The organism is Nocardioides psychrotolerans (assembly GCF_943371775.1).
In the GTDB taxonomy this organism is placed as follows: Bacteria; Actinomycetota; Actinomycetes; order Propionibacteriales; family Nocardioidaceae; genus Nocardioides; species Nocardioides psychrotolerans_A.
The window spans coordinates 36,732-56,514 of record NZ_CALRWD010000013.1 but is presented as its reverse complement, the minus strand read 5'-3'; the positions used below and the strand labels follow the sequence as shown (position 1 = coordinate 56,514).

Here is a 19,783-nt window from a genome sequence, read left to right as displayed (position 1 = left end):
CGCCACTCCCCATGGGGTGCACGTCGTGGGGAGTGGCGTGTCACCGGCATACCTTGATGAAGCGGCCCGCGGTGCAACATCGCGCCGACTCGGCCTACTGCAGGGTCATGCGGGGCTCGCCGTTGACCAGCCCGGTGCCGGAGATCGAGCAGCGTCCGCCGCGGACGGCGCCGCCGTTGTAGGCCTGGCGGACGCAGGAGCGGGTGGCGAGCTGGGCCCAGTAGTTGGGGTGCAGCGACTCCTGGATGTAGTAGGGGCTCGAGGAGCCGCAGCAGGTCGAGACCGTGCGGATCTGGTTGACCCACTCGGTCTGGTCGACCGCACCGGCCGACTGCCAGCTCGCGATGCCCTTCTCCTCGTAGAGCCCCACGGTGCTCTCGCACAGCCGGCGACCGTTGAAGGCCGACGACAGGTCCAGGACCTTGGCGTTGGGCAGGCCGGAGGCGGCGACGGCGCCGGTCACGGTCGAGTTGATGGTGGGCAGCGCGTAGTCGTTGGCCCAGTCGGCGTCGGCGTTCCAGAAGCCGCAGCCGCCGGTGCTCTGGCGGCTGTAGCCGCTCTGCGAGTAGCGGATGCCGCTGCCGCGCGGGAGGGGCGAGGGGTAGGTCTGGACCAGGAGGGTCCACGAGGTGTCGGCGTAGCCGGCGTTGCGCATGGCGGCCTGCACGTTGCGGAAGGAACCCGAGATGCGGGCCTTCACAGCCGAGACGTTGGCGGCGGTGAAGTTGCTGACGACCGAACTGTCGTCCTTGCAGTAGTCCTTGGCCCACGTGGGGGAGTAGAGGAAGTTCACGACGCAGGACTGCACGATCGAGGCGAAGTTGAAGTCGTTGCCGCCGATGGAGACCGAGACCATCTTCACGTTGTGCGTCGAGGCGAACTGCTGCAGCGCCTTGGCCTGGCCCACCTGCCCGGCCCCGTTGTCGTAGAAGTCCAGCCCGGGCTTGAAGGTGTCGCCGTTGCCTCCGCTCGTCGCCGTGGTGGCACCGGAGCAGGCCAGGTTGAGGCCGCTCACCCCGCCACCGATGTAGACCTCCGCGGACCGGCTGCGGTGGCAGCGGTCGATCTGCTCGGCGGTCCCCGAGGCGTTGTCGAAGTACGCCGTGGGGCCGAGCGCGTCTGCCCGGCTCGAGGAGGCGTTGGAGCTGCCGGCCCAGCGACCGGCCTCGCCGCTGATGTAGGAGTCGCCGAGGCTCACCACCCAGGGCGCACCGACGCCCGGGCCGTCGGCCCGTGCGGGGCTGGAGGTCACCGGGACCGCGAGGAGCGCGACGACGAGCGCGCCGAGCAGGGCCAGGCAGAGGCGGGGAGACAGGGCGGTAGGCCCTCCGAGTCGGATCACAGGGGCGAACGTAGTGACGTGACTCACGTCCCACAAGAGGGATGTCCCTTGCACCTGCCGGCGAGGTGAGAGGATCCGCCGGTGGCTGAGCTGACCTTCTGGACCGGGACGATGGACGCTGGCAAGTCGACCCTCGCGCTGCAGACCAACCACAACCACGCCGCCCGTGGCCGCTCCGGGCGAATCTTCACCTGCAACGACCGCGCCGGTGCGGCGCACATCTCCTCGCGCCTGGGACTGACCCACGACGCCATCGAGGTGACACCCGACTTCGACTTCTGGCGCTTCGTGGTCGACTCGCTGACGCAGGGTGGTCGCATCGACTACCTGATCTGCGACGAGGTGCAGTTCTACTCCCGCGACCAGGTCGACGCCCTGGCCAAGGTCGTCGACGAGCTCCAGATCGACGTCTTCTGCTTCGGCATCCTCACCGACTTCCGCACCCAGCTCTTCGTGGGATCGCAGCGGCTGGTCGAGCTCGCCGACCGCACCGAGGTCCTCCAGGTCGAGGCGCTGTGCTGGTGCGGCAAGCGGGCCACCCACAACGCCCGCACCGAGGACGGCGTCATGGTCACCGAGGGGGAGGTCATCGTCGTCGGCGACGTCGAGGCGCAGGACGGCCCACCCGCCGAGGTCGCCTACGAGGTGCTCTGCCGCCAGCACCACCGGCGCAAGCTCACCGCAGCGCGGGCCAAGGCCGTCAGCCTCGCCCCGGAGCCGCTGCCGTTCGGCTGACCGTCCCGCGGGTCAGGGACGGCTGGGCCACCGGCAGGTGAACACTCGTCGACACCGGCACGAGCGCCGTGACCCCGGCTCGGCCGGTCTCGTTGCGCCCTGCGTGACCACTCGTCGTACCGTCCTCGCCACGGGGGCCGGCGCCTCCGCCGTCGCCCTCACCGCCCGCGCCACGGCCGCACCAGCAGCAGCGCCGGCCGCCGCTCCCACGGCCGCCACCCGCCGGGTCTTCGCCCACGGCGTCGCCTCGGGCGACCCGCTGCCCCAGGCTGTCGTGATCTGGACCCGCGTGACACCGACCCCGGCCATCAAGCCCGGGTCGGGCAAGGGCCCGCAGGTCGCGGTGCGCTGGGAGGTGGCCCGGGACGCTCGGTTCCGCCGCGTCGTACGACGAGGGGCCGCCCGCACCGGTCCCGGCCGGGACCACACGGTCAAGGTCGACGTCACGGGGTTGGAGCCGGCCACCTGGTACCACTACCGCTTCGTCCTCAGCACCCCCGACGGCGACGTGCGCAGTCGGGTCGGACGCACCCGCACGGCCCCGGCCGCCGACAGCGACCCCGGCAACCTGCGCCTCGGCTTCGCTTCCTGCTCCAACCTGCCGGAGGGCTTCTTCGCCGCCTACCGCGGGCTCGCGGCGCGTGACGACCTGCACGCGGTGGTGCACCTCGGCGACTACCTCTACGAGTCGGGGACGAAGAAGCTGCGGGCCCACGTGCCCGACCACGAGATCGTCTCGCTGGCCGACTACCGCCAGCGCCACGCGCAGTACAAGACCGACCCCGACCTCCAGGACGCCCACGCGAAGCTCCCCTGGATCGTCACCTGGGACGACCACGAGGTCACCAACGACGCCTACCGCGACGGAGCGGAGAACCACACTCCCGGCGGCGGACCCGACGGCGAGGGCAGCTATGCCCGGCGTCGGGCTCGCGCGCACCGGGCGTACGACGAGTGGATGCCCGCGCGCCTCGACGGCACGGCGGCCCTGGGTGACGGCACCCGCCTCTACCGCCGGATCCGCTTCGGGCGGCTCGCCGAGCTCAGCATGCTCGACCTGCGCACCTACCGTGACCAGCAGGTGACCATGACCGGCACCGACGCGGCGGTCGACGACCCCGACCGCACCCTCACCGGCCGGGCCCAGCTCGACTGGCTCACCGACGGTCTCGACGACCGACGCGCACAGTGGAAGCTCGTCGGCACCTCGGTGATGTTCGCCCCGCTCAAGGTCGCGGCGCTGCCGCGCGACGTGGTCACGGCCATCAACACGCTCTCGCCGCTGCTGCCACAGGACGGCATCTACGCCAACCCCGACCAGTGGGACGGCTACACCGCCGACCGGCGCACGGTCATCGACCACCTCCAGCAGGCCGAGGTCTCCGACACGGTCTTCCTCACCGGCGACATCCACAGCGCGTGGGCGATGGACGTGCCCGTCGACGCCGGGAGCTATCCGCTGACCGGCTCGGTGGCCGTGGAGTTCGTCTGCACGTCGGTCACCTCCGACAACCTCAAGGACGTGCTCGGCACGCCGCCCCGCTCGGCACCCAACCTGGCGGCCGAGGCGGCGATCCTCGCGGCCAACCAGCACATCAAGTACCTCAATTTCGACGACCACGGCTTTTGCGTCCTCGACGTCACCGCCGAGCGTGTCCAGTGCGACTGGTTCGTCATCGGCTCGCGCTCCGACCGTCGCGCCCCGGTCACCTGGACCCGTTCGTTCCGCTCGCTCGCCGGCTCCAGCACGGTCCAGGAGGTCGGCCGCCCGGTCGGCTGACGCCTGCGGATTGGTCACCAACCGCGGCTCGAACGGCGAGAAACATGCGGTTGGTGACCAATCCGCAACCCCTGGGACCCGGCGGCCACGGGCATGGCCCACCACCGCGCGGCACAATGACCGCGTGACCAGCCCCCTGATCTCCGCGCAGGAGCTGAGCGAGCTCCTGGCCGCGCGGCAGCCCGTGACCCTGCTCGACGTGCGCTACCGGATGGGCAGCGCCACCGGTGCGGCGGAGCACGCCGAGGCCCACCTCCCGGGTGCGGTCTACGTCGACCTCGACACCGACCTGGCTGCCCCGGCCGGCGAGGGCGGGCGGCACCCGCTGCCCGAGCCGGAGGTCTTCGGCGAGGCCATGCGGCGCGCGGGGGTGCACCTGGACCGGCCGGTCGTGGTCTACGACGACTGGGCGGCCCACGCGGCCGGCCGGGCCTGGTGGCTGCTGCGCTTCCACGGGCACCCGGACGTGCGGGTCCTCGACGGCGGGCTGGCGGCCTGGCGAGAGGAGGGCGGTGCGCTCGAGAGCGGGCCGGTCGCCCCCCGCCCCGGTGACTTCGCCTGCTCCGGCGAGCAGGGCATGCCGATGGTGGACGCCGACGGGGTCCTCGACGTCGCGGTGCTCGTCGACGCTCGAGCCGCCGAGCGCTACCGCGGGGAGACCGAGCCGGTCGACCCCGTCGCCGGCCACGTCCCCGGCGCGGTCAACGTGCCGACCTCGCGCAACCTGACCGCCGACGGCCGTTTCCGCTCGCCCGAGGAGCTCCGGGTGATCTATGCCGACGTCGGGGCCGTTCCGGGCGCCGACGTGGCGGCCTACTGCGGCTCGGGCGTGACCGCCACCCACGACCTGCTGGCGCTCGAGGTGGCCGGGGTGCGAGCGGCGCTCTACCCCGACAGCTGGAGCGGCTGGATCACCGACCCGACGCGTCCGGTCGCCACCGGCTGAGCCGGCTGAGCCGGCTCCCAGGCGGGTACCGGTAGGGCATGTCGACACTCAACGCCCTGATCCTCAACTGCACCCTCAAGAAGTCACCGGCCCCGTCCAGCTCGGAGCTGCTGGCCACCGAGCTCGTGGCCGCGCTGGCCGAGCACGACGTCGTGAGCGAGATCGTCCGCGTCGTCGACCACGACGTGCGCTTCGGCGTGTCCACCGACGAGGGGGACGGTGACGGCTGGCCCGCCATCCGCGACAAGATGCTCGCCGCCGACATCCTCGTGCTCGCCACCCCGATCTGGATGGGGCAGCCCGGGTCGGTCAGCAAGATGGTCTGCGAGCGGCTCGACGCCGAGATCAGCGAGACCGACGACGAGGGCCGGATGTCCACCTTCGGCAAGGTGGCCGGGGTCGCGGCCGTCGGCAACGAGGACGGCGCCCACCACACCTCGGCCGAGCTCTTCCAGTCGCTGAGCGACGTCGGCTTCACCATCCCCGCCAACGGGGTGACCTACTGGGTCGGCGAGGCGATGCAGGGCACCGACTACCACGACCTCGACGAGCGCCCCGAGAAGACCGCGCTCACCACCCGCACCCTCGCGGCTAACGCCGCCCACCTGGCCCGGTTGCTGAAGGGGTCGCAGTACCCGCCCGTCAGCTGAGCCGGAGGACCGAGAGCGACGGCGTCACCAGTGGATGCCCTTGAACACCTTGGCCAGCATGATCTGCTCCGACTCGCGCGTGCCGCCGGTGGCGTCGGCGCCCTTGGCGGCCGCCGAGTCGGGGAAGACGTGGTAGGCCATGTTGAGCACCCGGAAGGCCAGCTTGGGCGCCACCGTGTGCGCGATCGCGCCGGCGTTGCCGAGCATCGTGTTGATCTCGTGGGGACGGTCGACCATGGCGGTCACCACGAGGTCGGCGGCCTGCGCCGGTGAGATCGTGGGGAACTTGTCGTAGAGCTTGGTCGGCGCGATCATCGGCGTCCGCACCAGCGGCATGTGGATGTTGGTGAACGTCACCCCGTCGCCCACGAGCTCCGACGACACGACGTTGCTCCAGGAGTCGAGCGCCGCCTTGGAGGCGACGTACGCCGAGAAACGCGGCGGGTTGGTCTGCACCCCGATGGAGCTGATGTTGACCACGTGGCCGCGGTGCTGCGACCGCATGGCCGGCACCAGGCCCATGATCAGCCGGATCGCGCCGAAGTAGTTGAGCTGCATGGTGCGCTCGAAGTCGTGGAAGCGGTCGTGCGAGAGCTTCAGCGAGCGGCGGATCGAGCGGCCGGCGTTGTTGATGACGAAGTCGACCGACGGCAGCTCGGCCACGATCTGCTCGCACAACCGGTCGATCGCCTCGAGGTCGGACAGGTCGCAGGGATAGACGTGGGCGGTGCCGCCGCGCATCTCGATCGTGGCCTTGGTGTCCTCGAGCTTGTCCTTGCCGCGGGCGACGAGGACGGGGATGCCGCCGGCCTGCGCGACCTTGAGCGCCACGACCTGGCCGATGCCGGAGGAGGCGCCAGTGATGACGACGTGCTTGCCGCCCAACGCAGCGCGGATCTTGGGGTCGCGCCCGGTCGACTCGTCGAGGTGCTCCTCCCAGTAGTTCCACAGGGTGCGCGAGTAGGACTCGAGGTCGGGCACCGCGATGCCCGACCCGGCCAGCGCCTTCTCGGTGCGGCGGGAGTCGAAGACGGCCGTGAAGCCGGTGTGGGCCAGCACCTCGGCGGGGATGCCGAAGCGACCGACGGTCTGGTCGAGGAGCAGCTGCACGGCCGGGTTCTTCACCAGGCCGTTGAGCACCGAGGACGGGCGCAGGCGGCGGGGGAGCAGCGCCATCGGCCCGCCCTGGGTGACCGAGCGGTCCAGCGGCATGGCGAACGTCGGTGCGCCGGCGGCCTTGCAGAAGGCGTTGACCATGTCGACGGTCGGCTGCGGCTCGGGGTTGACCAGGTGGAAGGCCTCACCGTCGCGACCGGGCAGGTGGGCGAGGTGGTCCATCGCCTTGGCGACGTAGTCGACGGGCACGACGTTGGTGTCGCCGAGGTCCATCCCGACCAGCGGCAGCCAGGAGGGCAGGGTGTCGCGCATGAGCTTCATCAGCGGGAAGAAGTAGTAGGGGCCGTCGACCTTGTCCATGGCGCCGGTCTGGCTGTCGCCGACCACGATCGCCGGGCGGTAGACGCGCCACGGCACGCTCGCCTCCTCGCGCACGATGCGCTCGGACTCGAACTTCGTGCGGTGGTAGGGCGAGGGCAGGTGCTGGCCCTCGTCGAACATGGTCTCGTCGAAGCGGCCCTGGAACTCACCGGCCGCCGCCACGGAGGAGACCTGGTGGAAGCAGCCCACCTGCAGCGCGTCGGCCAGCGCGACGGCGTTGCGGGTGCCGCCGACGTTCATCGCCTCGTTGGTCGCGTCGTCGGCCGTCATGTCGTAGATCGCCGCGAGGTGGAAGAAGTGCTCGATCGAGCCTGCGTGCTCGGACACCCAGGCCTCGTCGACCCCGAGGCCGGGCTGGCCGAGGTCACCGACGACCGGCACCACCCGGGAGGAGCCCCAGCGCATGATCAGCGCCTCCATGCGGGCCATCGAGCCGGCCCTCACCAGCACGAACACGTCGCCCTCGCGGTGGTCGACGAGCTCCTGGACGAGGTGGCGGCCGATGAATCCTGTGGCGCCGGTCACGAAGTACGACATGACCGGAGACTACTCGGGGGCAACCCCCGGTGGCAGGGGTCACCGCGGACGGCCTACTGGTCGCCGCCGCCGAACATGATCTCGTCCCAGCTCGGCACCGACGCCCGGCCGCGCTTCTTGGCGGGCCGGCGGGCTGGCGGCTCGTTCTCGGCCGGGTCCGTCTCGGCGGCAGGCTCCTCGACGGGCTCCTCGACGGGCGCCTCGGCCTCGGCTGCCTCGGCGGCCTCCTCGCGGGCCTCCGGGTCGTCGGAGGCGGGGGAGTCGTCGAGGAACGCCTCGAGCGGCATGTCGCCCCCGAGGTCCCTCCCGAGGTCGGCGGGCTCAGCCGCCGGCTCCACGTCGTGGCTGACCATCTCGATGACGTCGTCGCCCAGGGGCAGCTCGTCGGCCGGGACCGAGGAGAGACGGCGGGTGCGCGCCGAGCGGAGGTCGTCGCGCGGCTCGGGGGCGGATGCCACGGCCTCGCCTACCAGCCAGCGCGCGTCCTCGTTGTCGAGCAGCACGAAGTTGCCCGGCGCGTCGAAGGTGAGCTCGGCGGTGCCCTTGCGCTTGATCGACTCGAAGCCGCCGCGCAGCGACCAGCGGCCGTCCTCGCGCCGCCAGGCGTCCCAGGTGACCGTCGACGGGTCCACGTTGAGTGAGCGCAGGTGCGCCTCGACGGCGTCCCCGAGGGTCCGGGCACCGCCCGCCGGCTCACCCGTCGTACGACGGACGGTGGAGCGCTGCGCCCGGTCGGCGATGTGCTCACGCTCGGCGAGGACCGGGCCGGCGTAGACCATGATCTTCTCGATGCTGGTCTGCGCGGCCTGGGCGACCGCTTCGGGCGACTCGCCGGCCCGGATGCGGGCCTGGATGTCGCGGGGACGGAGGGATGAGTCCATCTGAATCTCCAACTGGCCGAGGCGAGAGCTGTCGCCGCGGAGTGCGGCCCGCAGACGGCGGTCGATGTCGAGGGTGTGCTCCACGCCCGCATCGCTGACCAGGAGCAGGCGCTGGCCGTCGTCGCTCACTCCTGCGAGCGTGAGGTGCGCCATCGGTCTGCTTCCTGAGTCCTGCGGTGTGAGGTGGGTGCTGCGGTCTGGTCGAGCCTACGCCAGCGGAGGGGTGCCGCCCGGTCACCGGGCGGCGTGCCCACCTGCGAATCTCCGCCTGCGGATCCGAGTGCCGGGGGCACTACTCTTCCCAGGTGCCGAGCACCCTGGTCGTCCTGGATCTGGTCGGGATCTTCGTCTTCGCCATCTCCGGTGCGCTGGTGGCCGTGCGCAAGGACCTCGACGTCTTCGGCGTCCTCGTCCTGGCCGGCACGACGGGGCTCGGCGGCGGCTTCCTGCGCGACGTCCTCATCGACGCCACGCCGCCCACGGCGCTGGCCGACTGGCGCTACCTGCTCGTCCCCGCGGCGGCCGGGCTGCTCACCTTCGTCTTCCACCCGCTGCTCGGGCGCATGGAGCGCATGGTCAACGTCTTCGACGCCTTCGGTCTCTCGCTCTTCTGCGTGGCGGGTGCGACCAAGGCGCTCGACTACGGTCTCGGGCCGCTCCCGGCGGCGCTGATGGGCATGCTCACCGGGATCGGCGGCGGCATGCTGCGCGACCTGCTGGCCGGTCGCGTCCCGGTGGTCTTCCGGGGTGAGCTCTATGCGACCCCGGCCCTCGCCGGTGCCACCGTGGCCGTGCTCGGCACCCGCGCCGACCTTCCGGTGGTCGTCGTCGCCGTCACCGGGGCCGCCGTCTGCCTGACCTGGCGGCTGCTGGCCATGTGGCGCGGCTGGCAGGCCCCGATGCCCACCGGGCCCGCCAGCGTCTGAGCCGGCCGCGGGCTGTTAGCGGGGTCTCGACGCCCTCAGCCGCCGAGGGTCTCGCCGGTGGGCAGCTGGAGCTCGCCCTCGGCGCCGGCGCCGTCGATGAGCAGCGTGCAGCCGGAGGTGAGGATCGAGCAGGAGAAGAGGTCCGCGCTCGGGTCGTCGGCCTCGAGCGCGATGACCCGCACCGTCTCGTCGTCGGCCCACTCGTAGACCGTCGAGAAGAAGTAGGACGTCGGCAGGCTGGGGGCCAGCGGGGTGCCGTTGCGGCCCACGACCCTCACCTGCTCGCTGTCGGGGGCAAACATCGTGGCCAGCGGCGACAGGACGCCGTTGCTCTCCAGGACGTTGCCGTCCAGGACGTCGCGCAGAGGACGAGCCGACGCACGGGTCTCTCCCACCTCCACGCCCTGGGCGCCGTAGAACGCGAGAACGCCATCCTGGACATCGATCAGGTCGAAGCCGTTGCGGGCATCGGCATCGATGACGTCGACCTCCCCGGTGACGACGGAGACCGCCACGGCGCCGCGCTGGTCGCGCCAGTAGGCCGTCTCGCCGTCGATCGCGTAGAAGTAGGCCGGGTCGCTCTCGTCGGCGAGGTCGCCCATGCCGGCCTCCGTGGCGGAGGAGTCCTCGAGCGCGACCTTGTCGGCCGCCTGGTCGAGGACCACGAACGTCGGACGCTCGCCGCTGCTGTCCACCCAGCCCACCAGGGCGCTGTCGTGGTCGCCCACCAGGCGGGGGCGTCCGGACTCGATGGAGCCGACCTCGGTGGTCTCGCCGTCGACGAGGGAGAGCACGCGCCCGTCGGCGTCGACGACGACGTAGCCGACCGTGGTCTGCACGAAGGCCCGGATCGTCACGCCGAGATCGAGCTCGGCGGGACCGGCGTGCAGCACCGAGCCGTCGGCCCAGGACACGATGTCGAGCGGCAGGGTCACGGCGTCGCGGCCCGACGCCGCGTCGGGGGAGCCGTCGTCGGTGAGCACGGGCGCGACGAGCGCGGCAGCGACGGCCAGCGCCGCGAGCGAGCCGCCGAGGACGGCACCGCGCCGGCGGCGTACGCGTCGGTCGCCGGCACGCACCAGCACGTCGAGGTCGGGGGTCGGGAAGTCCACGTCGGCAGCGCGGTCGTGGAGCAGGTCTCGGAGCTTCTCGGTCATCGGTTCACCACCAGGTCGGTCAGGGGGAGGAGGTCGGCGTCGTCGCCGAGGTGCTCGCGGAGCTTGGCGATGCCGGCTGACACCTGGCTCTTGACCGTGCCGACGGCACAGCCCATCGCCTCCGCGGTCTGGACCTCGGTGAGGTCCTCGTAGTAGCGCAGCACGATCGCGGCGCGTTGCCGCGGCGGGAGCTGCTGCAGGCCCTCCCACAGCCACTGGCTCTGGGTCACCGAGTCCGCGTGGCCGCCGTCGGCACCGGACGGCAGGGACTCGGAGGGGCGCTCGTGGCTCCAGCTCTTGCGGCGGAACCACGAGATGGCGGTGGTCGTGATGGCCTTGCGGCAGTAGGCCTCGGCGTTGCCCTTGTCGCGCAGCCGGGGCCACGCGGCGTAGGTCTTGACCAGCGCCTCCTGGACCAGGTCCTGGGCGAGCGCCCGGTCGCCGACCATCAGGTAGGCCGCGCGGTGCAGGGCGCCCGAGCGCCCGGTCACGAACTCGGCGAACTCGTCTCGTCGGGTCATCGCTGCTCCTTCGTCATCCTCATGCCCACCAGACGAGGTGGGTCGGACGAAAGGTTCGTCGGGTCGCGGCAGCGATCAGGATCCGAGCACCCGTCGCAGGTAGCCGTTGGAGAAGACCCGGTCGGGGTCGAGCCGGTCGCGCATCGCGAGGAAGTCGTCGAAGCGGGGGTAGAGCGGCGCGAGCCCGTCGGCCTGGCGGGTGTGGACCTTGCCCCAGTGGGGGCGGCCGCCATGGGCGCGCATCACCTGCTCCATCAGGGAGAAGTACGCCGTGTGGTCGGCGCGGCGGTGCGTGTGGAAGGCGAGGTAGAGCGACTCGCGTCCGCTGGCGGTCGAGAGCGGGACGTCGTCGGCGGGCGCGACCCGGATCTCGACGGGGAAGCTGACGGTCAGGTCGGAGGCGTCGAGGGCGGCCCGAGCCTCGCGCAGCGCCGACAGGCCGGCGTCGCGCGGCACGGCGTACTCCATCTCCTTGAAGACCACGTTGCGCTCGGTGGTGAAGACCCGGTGGGCCACGTCGCTGTAGGTGCGGGCGCCGAGCATCCGGGCGTTCATCCGGTTCATCCGGGGGATCACGCGGGGCGCGTGGTTGGCAGCGGCCGTGACCAGCCCGAAGGCCTTGTTGGACAACAGCTCGTCGTCGACCCAGGCGCGGGTGCGCGAGAGCGGTCGGGCCGAGCCGAGGTCGTCGGCGAGGCGGTCGTTGCGCTTGGTCAGCATCCGGTCGGAGTGGGGGAACCAGTAGAGGTCGACGTGGTGGCTCTCGGCCACCATCTGGTCGAAGGACCCCAGGGCCTCGTCCCAGCGCATCGGCTGCTCGGTGGCCTCGAGGAGGAAGAGCGGCTCGACGCGGAACGTGATCTCGGTGAGGACGCCCAGGGCGCCCAGGCCGAGGCGGGCGTGCTCGAGGACGTCGGGGTTCTCCTCGGCGCTCGCCCGCAGCACCTCGCCGGTGCCGGTCACCAGCTCGAGCCCCACGACCTGGGCCGCCAGGCTCGCCACGACGCCGCCGGTGCCGTGGGTGCCGGTCGAGATCGCACCGGCCAGCGTCTGCTCGGCGATGTCACCCATGTTGTGCAGGCTCAGCCCCAGGCCCTCGAGGGTGGCGTTGAGCACCTTGAGCTGGGTCCCGGCCAGGGCCGTGACGGTCATCGCGTCGCGGTCGACCGCCACCACCCCGCTCAGCGACTGGGGCCGGAGCATCGTGTGCTCGGGCGCCGAGATCGCGGTGAAGCTGTGGCCGGTGCCGACCATCTTGACCGTCGTGCCCTCGGTGCGCGCGCGGTGCACCTCGGCCACCACCGCGGCGGTGTCGACGGGCTCCGCCACCCGTTGCGGGCGCGCGCTCGCGAGGCCCGACCAGTTCACCCACTCAGTCACGTGTCACCGCCACGGGGACCACGGTAGCCCGGATCGTCTGCGCTGCCAGGAGTGCGAGCAGACCGCCTGCGACGGGGACGAGGTAGGCGGCCGACGCCCCCTGGGTGTCGATCACGACGCCGGCCAGGGCTGCGCCCGGTGCGACCCCGGCGACCAGGCCGGTCTGGAGGAAAGCCATCCCCTCGGTGAGCCGGGACGGCGGCAGCACCTTCTCCGAGAGCGACATGGTGGCGATCAGGGTCGGGGCGATGGCGAAGCCGGCCACGAAGAGGACCGCACCCATCAGCACCATCGAGTCGATGAAGAAGAGCGGCACCATCGCCACCGTCATGGCCCGCGAGCCCCAGCGCAGCCGGACCTCCGGCCCCCGACGCCAGGTCACAGCCCCGGTGAGGACACCGGCGATGAGCGAGCCCGCGGCCCACAGGGCCAGCAGCACGCCGGCGTAGGCCTTGGCGCCGCGCTCCTCGGCGAAGGCGACCGTCGCCACCTCGGCCGCTCCGAAGAGGAGACCCAGCGCCGTCGAGACGACGGTCAGGGGCACGAGCGTGCCCCAGGGGATGCGCGGGCGGTCGACGCCCGGCTCGGGGCGCCGGTGGGTCGGCGGCTCCGTGCGGCGCTGGGCTGCGAAGGCGTAGGTGCCCAGCACGCCTGTCACCAGGGCGGTGGTGAGTCCGGCGACCGGGTGCACGGCGGTCGCCAGCACGGTCACGAGGATCGGGCCGGTGATGAACACGGCCTCGTCGGCCACGGCCTCGAGCGCGAAGGCCGTCTGGAGCTCGTCGGGGTCGCGTGTCGCGTGCGACCAGCGGGCCCGCACGCAGGTGCCCACCGACGGGAGCGAGGCGCCGGCGAGCGCCGCCAGGGCGTAGGTCGCCAGGATCGGCCAGTCGGACTCGACCGACCACATCAGCAGGGACAGGGCGACGCCCCAGACGGTGATCACGACCGGCAGCACCCGCGACTGACCGACGCGGTCGATGAGGCGACCCTGGAGGATCGCGAAGAACGCGTTGGCCAGCAGGTGCGCGGCCGACACGGCGCCAGCGACGCCGTAGGAGCCGGACGCGTCCTCGACGAGGAGCACGATCCCGAGCCCGACCATGGAGATCGGCAGGCGCGCCACGAGACCGGTCGCGCTGAAGAGGGCGGTGCCGGGGCGGGCGAGGATCCGACGATAGGTGGCGAGCATGGGAGGTTGAGGGTAGGTCCATACGATGGGGGAGTGCCCAATCCTGACTCGTCGGCCCCCGTGGCCGCCCCCGACGCCGCCCCCTACGACGCGCTGCTCCTGGTCTCCTTCGGAGGCCCGGAGGCACCCGAGGACGTCGTGCCCTTCCTCGAGAACGTCACCCGGGGTCGCGGCATCCCGCGCGAGCGGCTCGAGCAGGTCGGCGAGCACTACTACCTCTTCGGTGGGAAGTCGCCGATCAACGACCTCAACCGCGACCTCCTGAAGCGCATCGAGGCCGACCTGGCCGCCGGGGGCATCGACCTCCCGGTCTACTGGGGCAACCGCAACTGGGACCCCTACCTCAAGGACACGCTGGCCCAGATGGCCGCCGACGGCGTCACCCGCGCGGCCTGCTTCGTGACGAGCACCTACTCGTCGTGGTCGAGCTGCCGGCAGTACCGCGAGAACCTCTACGACGCGGTCGACGGCCTCGAGGGCGCCCCTCAGCTGGACAAGCTGCGCCACTACTTCAACCACCCGGGTTTCATCGAGCCGATCGTCGACGCGACGCTGGCCTCGCTGGCCGAGCTGCCCGAGGACGTCCGGGCCGGTGCCCACCTGGCCTTCGTCACGCACTCGATCCCGCTCTCGATGAACGAGACCAGCGGCCCCGAGGGCGGGGCCTACGTCGACCAGCACCTCAGCGCCGCCGAGGAGATCGCCCGCCAGGTGTCCCTCGAGACCGGCGTCGAGCACCCCTGGGAGCTGGTCTACTGCTCGCGCTCGGGAGCCCCGCACATCCCGTGGCTCGAGCCGGACGTCAACGACCACCTCACCTCCCTCAAGGAGGCCGGTGCGCCGGCCGTGGTGATGATCCCCAGCGGCTTCATCTCCGACCACATGGAGGTCATCTACGACCTCGACACCGAGGCGCTCGCGACCGCCGAGGAGCTGGGGCTGCCCGCGCGACGTGCCGCCACCCCCGACACCGACCCGCGCTTCGTGGCGATGGTCCGCGACCTGCTGCTGGAGCGGGCGACCGCCGAGCGCGGCGAGGACGTGGTGCGCACCAGCATCGGCCGCCTCGACGCGCGGTGGGACCGCTGCCCGGTCGGCTGCTGCGCCAACCCGCGCGCCGACCGGCCCGCCCTCTGCGGCGACGCCTGATCGGCGCGGAGATGACCGACGAGTTCGCCGACCTGGCCCTCGAGGCCGCCCGACTGGCCGCCGACCTGATCCGTGGCCGCAAGGCCGACGGCGTCAGCGTCGCGGCGACCAAGACCAGCGACGTCGACATCGTCACCGAGGCCGACCGTGCCGCCGAGACGCTGATCCGCGACACGATCCGCGCCCGCCGGCCCGACGACGCCTTCCTCGGCGAGGAGGGCAACGACGAGGAAGGCACCACCGGTGTCCGCTGGGTCATCGACCCGATCGACGGCACCGTCAACTTCCTCTACGGCCTGCCCAACTACGCCGTCTCGATCGCCGCGGAGGTCGACGGCGAGGCCGTGGCCGGGGTCGTGCTCAACGTCGTCACCGGCACCGAGTACGTCGCCCGGAGCCAGGACGGCCACCTGGTCGCCCTGCGCGACGGGCGACCCATCGGCGTACGCGGTGAGGCGCCGCTGTCGCACCGGCTCATCGCCACCGGCTTCTCCTACGACCGCGAGGTCCGGGTGCTCCAGGCGCAGGCGGCGAGCCGGCTGCTGCCGCACATCCGCGACCTGCGCCGGCTCGGCTCCTGCGCCCTCGACCTGTGCCTGGTCGCGGACGGCTCGCTCGACGGCTACGTCGAGGAGGGTGTCAACCTGTGGGACCACGCGGCCGGTGGACTCATCGCCCGGACCGCGGGTGCGACCACGCGGCTGGGCACGGGCGTAGGTGGCATGACGCTGCTCGTCTGTGGCCCGGCTCACGGCTTCGAGGAGCTGCACGCCGCCGTCATCGACGCAGGCTTTGCCGCGCCTGTCACCATCGCGGAGCGCGGGGAATAGCAGCAGTTCACCGGACGTTCCCCGGACCTATCGCCCGATCGGCCTTGGCGGGGTCGGGGCGATGGTGCACAATCTGGCCCGCCACACACAGCCGAAGGGAGTGAGCGACGCATGGCTACTGACTACGACGCACCGCGCAAGAACGAGGAAGAGCAGTCAGAGGAGAGCATCGAGGAGCTCAAGGCCCGTCGCCACGACAAGAACTCCGGCAAGGTCGACGAGGACGAGGCGGAAGCCGCCGAGGCCTTCGAGCTCCCCGGGGCGGACCTGTCGCACGAGGAACTGGCCGTGGAGGTGAAGCCGAAGCAGGAGGACGAGTTCACCTGCATGAGCTGCTTCCTGGTCCACCACCGCAGCCAGCTGGCCGACCCCAAGAAGATGATCTGCCGCGACTGCGACTGAGGGTCCGCCCTCCTGGAGCCTGAGACGCTAGGAGACCGGCGTGGGCTTGCTCGCGTCCTGGCCGTCCTTCTCCAGGCCCGGCGGCAGATGCCCCGTCGACCGCGCGTAGTAGTGCGCTGCCTTGCGGGTGGCCAGCATCCTCGCGACGGCGATGAGCGTGCCGCTCACGGTCGCCCAGGCCACGGCCTCCCAGATCTCCACGTCGGGGTCGGCCGGGTTGGCGGGCGGGTTCTTGCCCGTCGCCGCCTTCCAGGAGGTGTTGAGGCCCTTCTTGGCGACCGCGGCCGCGCCGAGCGCGGCGGCGAGCGAGAAGACGGACCAGATCTTGGAGCTGTCGGAAGCCATGCCCCAACCCTAGCCAGACGTCGTGTCACGCCGTCGGGGTGAGGTGCGGGTGAGGGCGTCGAGGGCAGCCACCAGGCGCTCGGGGTGCCGGGTGCTCAGGAGCCAGTAGGGCGTGGGGTCGGCCGGGTCGTGCAGCGCGATCTTGACCGAGCGCTTGAGGTAGGGACGCAGCAGGAGGAAGGCGCGGACGTCCGCGTCGCGCCCCGCCGTGCGGCGGGTGGCCTCGGCGTCCAGGGCCACCGCGACACCGAGGTGGCGGGCGTCGATCGAGGCGCGGCCGGCGCGCAGGACCCCGTCGCGCACGGCGATCTGGGCGGAGCCGAAGGAGATCAGCGCGGCTGAGAGCAGCAGCATCGCCGCGGCCGTGATCACCCAGGAGAGCAGTCCGGGCACGGCGACGACGAGGGCCAGCCAGAGGCTGGCGACCAGCATCGTGCCCTGGACCCACCAGCGCAGGGGAACGCCGAGGCGCTCGCTGTAGGAGGTGGTCTCGGCGGTGCTGCTCACGGGACAAGTCTCCACTAAGGTCCCAGCGTGCTCACGCCCGACCCGCTCGTCCCCGCGCCACCGACCGTGCCCGCGACCGTGGCCGTGGAGGTCGTCCGGCTCGACGCCGACCTCCCGCTGCCGTCGTACGCCCACCCCGGCGACGCCGGAGCCGACCTGCTCACGACCGTGGACGTGACGCTCCGGCCGGGGGAGCGGGCTCTGGTGCCGACCGGGATCGCGATCGCGCTGCCCGACGGCTTCGTGGCGCTGGTGCACCCGCGGTCGGGCCTCGCGGCCCGCCACGGCCTCTCGATCGTCAACACCCCGGGCACCGTCGACGCGGGCTACCGCGGCGAGATCAAGGTGCTGCTCATCAACCACGACCGCACCGAGGCGATCGAGCTGCGACGCGGCGACCGGATCGCGCAGCTGGTGATCCAACGCTTCGAGCGGGCCGCCTTCACGGAGGTCGGGGAACTCCCCGCCAGTGTGCGAGGAGACGGGGGTTACGGTTCTACTGGTGGCTTCGGCCGCCCCACACCTCGAGGAGACAGTTCGTGAAGTTCCGCCGCAAGTCCGACGTCGACACCACCACCGAGGCGGTGGAGGACGTGACCGACGAGGTGAGCGTGCCGGCGGGTCCCTTCGACGCCGAGGAGCTGACCGACGACGGGATCGACCGCGTCGACCTGGGCTCCCTCGTCCTCACCCCTGAGCCCGGCCGCGAGCTGCGCCTCCAGGTCGACGAGGCCTCGGGCAACGTGCAGTCGGTCGTGCTGGCCGGCGCCGACGGTGCCGTCGAGCTCCGTGCCTTCTCCGCGCCCCGCAACGGCGACCTCTGGGCTGACGTCCGCCCGCAGATCGCCGCCGACATGGAGTCGCGCGGCGGCACGGCCACCGAGCGCGAGGGCCGCTTCGGCACCGAGCTGCTCTGCCACATCGTGATCCAGCAGCCCGACGGCACCAAGGGTGCCCAGCCCTCGCGGATCATCGGCGTCAACGGCTCCCGCTGGCTGCTGCGTGCGACCCTGCTGGGTCGCCCGGCCATCGACCCCGAGTCGTCGGCCGCCTGGGAGGAGACGATCGCCAAGGTCGCCGTACGCCGGGGTGCGCACGCGATGCCCGTCGGCGAGGCCCTGCCGGTGGTCATGCCCGAGAACGCCCGCCGCGTCGAGCCTCCGACCGCCTGACGACCCGGGGCCGACGATGAGCAAGCTGCGCCGCACGATCAGCAAGTGGGCCAACAACGACGACGCCCACGCCCGCGACCTGCGCAAGACCTACAGCGGCGGCGTCGGCGTCGACTGCATCGTCGATGCCCCCGACCGTGAGATCGTCCGGCTGCGCGGCACGCTGCGTACGGTGACGCTCCGGCCGCGCGGCGGGGTGCCGGCCCTCGAGGCGGAGCTCTACGACGGCACCGGGGTCATCACCGTCGTCTGGCTCGGTCGTCGTCGCATCTCCGGCATCTCGCCGGGACGCTCCATCCAGGTCCAGGGCCGCATCGGCGCCCACGACGGGGTGCGGATCATCTACAACCCGCGCTACGAGCTCATGCCGTGACCGAGCAGCCCCAGCCGTCGGTCGCGACGGTCGAGGAGGTCGTGCGCACCCAGCTGTCCAAGGCGCTGGGAGGCCGGCGCGGGATGGTCGAGGCGGCGGTCCCGACCCTCATGTTCACGGTCATGTGGCTGACCACCCGTGAGCTGGTCCTGGCCCTGGTCATCAGCATCGCTGCGGCCGTGGCGATGCTCGTGGTGCGGCTGGTCCAGCGCTCGACCACGCAGTTCGTGCTCAACGCGATCTTCGGCATCGGCATCGGCTGGCTCTTCGTGCGGATCGCCGCGAGTCGCGGCGGCAGCGAGGACGAGCAGGCGCTGGCCTACTTCCTGCCCGGGCTGATCTACAACTCCGGCTACACCGTGCTCCTGGGCTTCACCTGCCTGATCGGCTGGCCGCTGGTGGGCTTCATGGTCGGCAGCGTCACCGGTGACCCCACCGCCTGGCACGCCGATCGTCAGGTCGTGCGGCTGTGCACCAAGCTCACCTGGCTGCTCGCCCTGCCCTGCGCGCTGCGCGTGGCCGCCCAGGCGCCGGTGTGGTTCGCCGGTCGGTCCGGTGCGATGGACGCCGACACGGCCATCGCGGCCCTCGGCGTCATGAAGGTCGGGTTGGGCTGGCCCCTCCAGCTGGCCGCACTCGCCGCGATGGTCTGGCTGCTCTCGCGCAACGCCACCCCGGTGGCGTCGACGCGACTCGAGCCCGGTCAGTCCCCGACGTAGCTTAGGTCGACGCCGGCGGGGGAGCCCACGAGGCCCCGGCGTCGCCGAAGGACCACGACGAGTCCGTGGGTCTCACCCGTGCGTGCCCGGCGCCAGCAGGCGCTCGAGCTCGTCCTCGCCGACGTCGGGCACGACGAACAGCAGCTCGTCACCGGCCTCGACCGGCTGCTCCGGGTCGGGCACGTAGACCTGGCCGTCGCGCAGGATCGTGACCAGCGCGCAGTTGTCGGGCAGCGGGATCAGGCCGCTGGGCTTGCCGACGTAGGGCGAGTCGACCGGCAGCGTCATCTCCACGAGGTTGGCGTTGCCCTGGCGGAAGGTGAAGAGCCGCACCAGGTCGCCGACCGTCACGGCTTCCTCCACGAGCGCCGACATGATGCGCGGGGTCGAGACGTTGACGTCGACGCCCCACGCCTCGGTGAAGAGCCACTCGTTGTTGGGGTGGTTGACCCGACCGACCGTGCGCGGCACGCCGAACTCGGTCTTGGCGAGCAAGGAGGTGACCAGGTTGGCCTTGTCGTCACCCGTCGCCGCGATGACCACGTCGCACTTGTCGAGACGGGCCTCCTCGAGCGACGAGAGCTCGCAGGAGTCGGCCAGCAGCCACTCCGCGTCCGGCACCCGCTCGGGGTGGATGGAGCCGGGGTTCTTGTCGATGAGGAGGACCTCGTGACCGTTCTGGATCAGCTCACGCGCGATGGAACGTCCCACAGCGCCGGCTCCGGCGATCGCAACTCGCATC

At 71.8% G+C, this 19,783-nt stretch carries 22 protein-coding genes; 12 read left to right on the top strand and 10 right to left on the bottom strand.

Annotated features, from left to right (window positions below):
* Nucleotides 1–94: 94 nt before the first annotated feature.
* Entirely contained in the window at nucleotides 95–1,342 is a 1,248-nt protein-coding gene (locus AAG827_RS06040) for a hypothetical protein (protein WP_341924954.1), read from the bottom strand.
* Between the two features lie 81 nt (nucleotides 1,343–1,423).
* Here AAG827_RS06040 and AAG827_RS06035 point away from each other — a divergent pair, with 81 nt between their 5' ends.
* The 4 genes from AAG827_RS06035 (at nucleotide 1,424) to AAG827_RS06020 (ending at nucleotide 5,453) form a co-directional block, all read left to right on the top strand.
* Nucleotides 1,424–2,077 (top strand): thymidine kinase, encoded by a 654-nt coding sequence (locus AAG827_RS06035; protein ID WP_341924953.1) that lies wholly within the window; start codon nucleotides 1,424–1,426, stop codon nucleotides 2,075–2,077.
* A 103-nt stretch (nucleotides 2,078–2,180) separates the two neighbouring features.
* Entirely contained in the window at nucleotides 2,181–3,857 is a 1,677-nt protein-coding gene (locus AAG827_RS06030) for an alkaline phosphatase D family protein (protein WP_341924952.1), read from the top strand.
* Nucleotides 3,858–3,981: 124 nt separating this feature from the next.
* The gene (locus tag AAG827_RS06025; protein ID WP_341924951.1) at nucleotides 3,982–4,803 is read left to right on the top strand and encodes a sulfurtransferase; all 822 of its coding nucleotides are present in this window, start codon (nucleotides 3,982–3,984) and stop codon (nucleotides 4,801–4,803) included.
* A gap of 38 nt (nucleotides 4,804–4,841) precedes the next feature.
* Nucleotides 4,842–5,453 (top strand): NAD(P)H-dependent oxidoreductase, encoded by a 612-nt coding sequence (locus AAG827_RS06020; protein ID WP_341924950.1) that lies wholly within the window; start codon nucleotides 4,842–4,844, stop codon nucleotides 5,451–5,453.
* Nucleotides 5,454–5,477: 24 nt separating this feature from the next.
* On the opposite strand, the gene AAG827_RS06015 is transcribed toward AAG827_RS06020, so the two are convergent.
* Entirely contained in the window at nucleotides 5,478–7,487 is a 2,010-nt protein-coding gene (locus AAG827_RS06015) for an SDR family oxidoreductase (protein WP_341924949.1), read from the bottom strand.
* Between the two features lie 53 nt (nucleotides 7,488–7,540).
* Entirely contained in the window at nucleotides 7,541–8,521 is a 981-nt protein-coding gene (gene sepH, locus AAG827_RS06010) for a septation protein SepH (RefSeq protein ID WP_341924948.1), read from the bottom strand.
* A 152-nt stretch (nucleotides 8,522–8,673) separates the two neighbouring features.
* On the opposite strand from sepH, the gene AAG827_RS06005 reads away from it, so the two are divergent.
* Nucleotides 8,674–9,294: a trimeric intracellular cation channel family protein gene (locus tag AAG827_RS06005; RefSeq protein WP_341924947.1), complete on the top strand. Its 621-nt coding sequence runs from the start codon at nucleotides 8,674–8,676 to the stop codon at nucleotides 9,292–9,294.
* 35 nt (nucleotides 9,295–9,329) lie between these two features.
* Here AAG827_RS06005 and AAG827_RS06000 read toward each other — a convergent pair whose 3' ends face one another.
* The 4 genes from AAG827_RS06000 to AAG827_RS05985 all read right to left on the bottom strand — a co-directional run bounded on the left by AAG827_RS06000 (nucleotide 9,330) and on the right by AAG827_RS05985 (nucleotide 13,544).
* Nucleotides 9,330–10,451, bottom strand: a complete 1,122-nt coding sequence (locus AAG827_RS06000; protein WP_341924946.1) for a hypothetical protein — start codon at nucleotides 10,449–10,451, stop codon at nucleotides 9,330–9,332.
* The gene (locus AAG827_RS05995; protein ID WP_341924945.1) at nucleotides 10,448–10,972 is read right to left on the bottom strand and encodes a SigE family RNA polymerase sigma factor; all 525 of its coding nucleotides are present in this window, start codon (nucleotides 10,970–10,972) and stop codon (nucleotides 10,448–10,450) included. Before AAG827_RS05995 ends, AAG827_RS06000 begins: the two co-directional genes overlap by 4 nt.
* A gap of 75 nt (nucleotides 10,973–11,047) precedes the next feature.
* On the bottom strand, nucleotides 11,048–12,352 hold the full coding sequence (locus tag AAG827_RS05990) for a D-arabinono-1,4-lactone oxidase (RefSeq protein WP_341924944.1): 1,305 nt from the start codon (nucleotides 12,350–12,352) through the stop codon (nucleotides 11,048–11,050).
* Nucleotides 12,345–13,544, bottom strand: a complete 1,200-nt coding sequence (locus AAG827_RS05985; RefSeq protein ID WP_341924943.1) for an MFS transporter — start codon at nucleotides 13,542–13,544, stop codon at nucleotides 12,345–12,347. The genes AAG827_RS05990 and AAG827_RS05985 overlap by 8 nt, the downstream gene beginning before the upstream one ends.
* Before the next feature lie 33 nt (nucleotides 13,545–13,577).
* On the opposite strand from AAG827_RS05985, the gene AAG827_RS05980 reads away from it, so the two are divergent.
* The 3 genes from AAG827_RS05980 (at nucleotide 13,578) to AAG827_RS05970 (ending at nucleotide 15,925) form a co-directional block, all read left to right on the top strand.
* The gene (locus AAG827_RS05980) at nucleotides 13,578–14,693 is read left to right on the top strand and encodes a ferrochelatase (protein WP_341924942.1); all 1,116 of its coding nucleotides are present in this window, start codon (nucleotides 13,578–13,580) and stop codon (nucleotides 14,691–14,693) included.
* Between the two features lie 11 nt (nucleotides 14,694–14,704).
* On the top strand, nucleotides 14,705–15,523 hold the full coding sequence (locus tag AAG827_RS05975; RefSeq protein ID WP_341924941.1) for an inositol monophosphatase family protein: 819 nt from the start codon (nucleotides 14,705–14,707) through the stop codon (nucleotides 15,521–15,523).
* A gap of 111 nt (nucleotides 15,524–15,634) precedes the next feature.
* Nucleotides 15,635–15,925, top strand: a complete 291-nt coding sequence (locus AAG827_RS05970; RefSeq protein WP_341924940.1) for a DUF4193 domain-containing protein — start codon at nucleotides 15,635–15,637, stop codon at nucleotides 15,923–15,925.
* Between the two features lie 27 nt (nucleotides 15,926–15,952).
* On the opposite strand, the gene AAG827_RS05965 is transcribed toward AAG827_RS05970, so the two are convergent.
* Both AAG827_RS05965 and AAG827_RS05960 read right to left on the bottom strand, forming a co-directional pair.
* Entirely contained in the window at nucleotides 15,953–16,270 is a 318-nt protein-coding gene (locus tag AAG827_RS05965) for a DUF4235 domain-containing protein (RefSeq protein ID WP_309649665.1), read from the bottom strand.
* A 9-nt stretch (nucleotides 16,271–16,279) separates the two neighbouring features.
* Nucleotides 16,280–16,777 (bottom strand): DUF3093 domain-containing protein, encoded by a 498-nt coding sequence (locus AAG827_RS05960; RefSeq protein WP_341924939.1) that lies wholly within the window; start codon nucleotides 16,775–16,777, stop codon nucleotides 16,280–16,282.
* Between the two features lie 66 nt (nucleotides 16,778–16,843).
* On the opposite strand from AAG827_RS05960, the gene dut reads away from it, so the two are divergent.
* From dut to AAG827_RS05940, 4 genes are read left to right on the top strand one after another with little or no spacing between them, the layout of a single operon-like run.
* Nucleotides 16,844–17,320 (top strand): dUTP diphosphatase, encoded by a 477-nt coding sequence (dut, locus tag AAG827_RS05955; protein WP_341924969.1) that lies wholly within the window; start codon nucleotides 16,844–16,846, stop codon nucleotides 17,318–17,320.
* Nucleotides 17,317–17,949 (top strand): DUF3710 domain-containing protein, encoded by a 633-nt coding sequence (locus AAG827_RS05950; protein WP_341924938.1) that lies wholly within the window; start codon nucleotides 17,317–17,319, stop codon nucleotides 17,947–17,949. Before dut ends, AAG827_RS05950 begins: the two co-directional genes overlap by 4 nt.
* Nucleotides 17,950–17,965: 16 nt before the next feature.
* A complete protein-coding gene (locus AAG827_RS05945) occupies nucleotides 17,966–18,322 on the top strand; it encodes an OB-fold nucleic acid binding domain-containing protein (protein ID WP_341924937.1) in 357 nt (118 codons plus the stop codon).
* A complete protein-coding gene (locus AAG827_RS05940) occupies nucleotides 18,319–19,041 on the top strand; it encodes a DUF3159 domain-containing protein (RefSeq protein WP_341924936.1) in 723 nt (240 codons plus the stop codon). The genes AAG827_RS05945 and AAG827_RS05940 overlap by 4 nt, the downstream gene beginning before the upstream one ends.
* A gap of 72 nt (nucleotides 19,042–19,113) precedes the next feature.
* On the opposite strand, the gene AAG827_RS05935 is transcribed toward AAG827_RS05940, so the two are convergent.
* Nucleotides 19,114–19,782 carry a TrkA family potassium uptake protein gene (locus AAG827_RS05935; RefSeq protein WP_341924935.1) on the bottom strand — a complete coding sequence of 223 codons (669 nt, stop codon included), beginning with the start codon at nucleotides 19,780–19,782 and terminating at the stop codon, nucleotides 19,114–19,116.
* Between the last annotated feature and the right edge of the window lies 1 nt (nucleotide 19,783).

What these genes read in the sequence shown, in the direction of transcription:
- AAG827_RS06020 (WP_341924950.1), top strand. Translation starts at nt 4,842, where the DNA reads ATGTCGACACTCAACGCCCTGATCCTCAACTGCACCCTCAAGAAGTCA.
- AAG827_RS06015 (WP_341924949.1), bottom strand. Translation starts at nt 7,487, where the DNA reads ATGTCGTACTTCGTGACCGGCGCCACAGGATTCATCGGCCGCCACCTC.
- sepH (WP_341924948.1), bottom strand. Translation starts at nt 8,521, where the DNA reads ATGGCGCACCTCACGCTCGCAGGAGTGAGCGACGACGGCCAGCGCCTG.
- AAG827_RS06000 (WP_341924946.1), bottom strand. Translation starts at nt 10,451, where the DNA reads ATGACCGAGAAGCTCCGAGACCTGCTCCACGACCGCGCTGCCGACGTG.
- AAG827_RS05995 (WP_341924945.1), bottom strand. Translation starts at nt 10,972, where the DNA reads ATGACCCGACGAGACGAGTTCGCCGAGTTCGTGACCGGGCGCTCGGGC.
- AAG827_RS05985 (WP_341924943.1), bottom strand. Translation starts at nt 13,544, where the DNA reads ATGCTCGCCACCTATCGTCGGATCCTCGCCCGCCCCGGCACCGCCCTC.
- AAG827_RS05975 (WP_341924941.1), top strand. Translation starts at nt 14,705, where the DNA reads ATGACCGACGAGTTCGCCGACCTGGCCCTCGAGGCCGCCCGACTGGCC.
- AAG827_RS05970 (WP_341924940.1), top strand. Translation starts at nt 15,635, where the DNA reads ATGGCTACTGACTACGACGCACCGCGCAAGAACGAGGAAGAGCAGTCA.
- AAG827_RS05965 (WP_309649665.1), bottom strand. Translation starts at nt 16,270, where the DNA reads ATGGCTTCCGACAGCTCCAAGATCTGGTCCGTCTTCTCGCTCGCCGCC.
- AAG827_RS05945 (WP_341924937.1), top strand. Translation starts at nt 17,966, where the DNA reads ATGAGCAAGCTGCGCCGCACGATCAGCAAGTGGGCCAACAACGACGAC.
- AAG827_RS05935 (WP_341924935.1), bottom strand. Translation starts at nt 19,782, where the DNA reads ATGCGAGTTGCGATCGCCGGAGCCGGCGCTGTGGGACGTTCCATCGCG.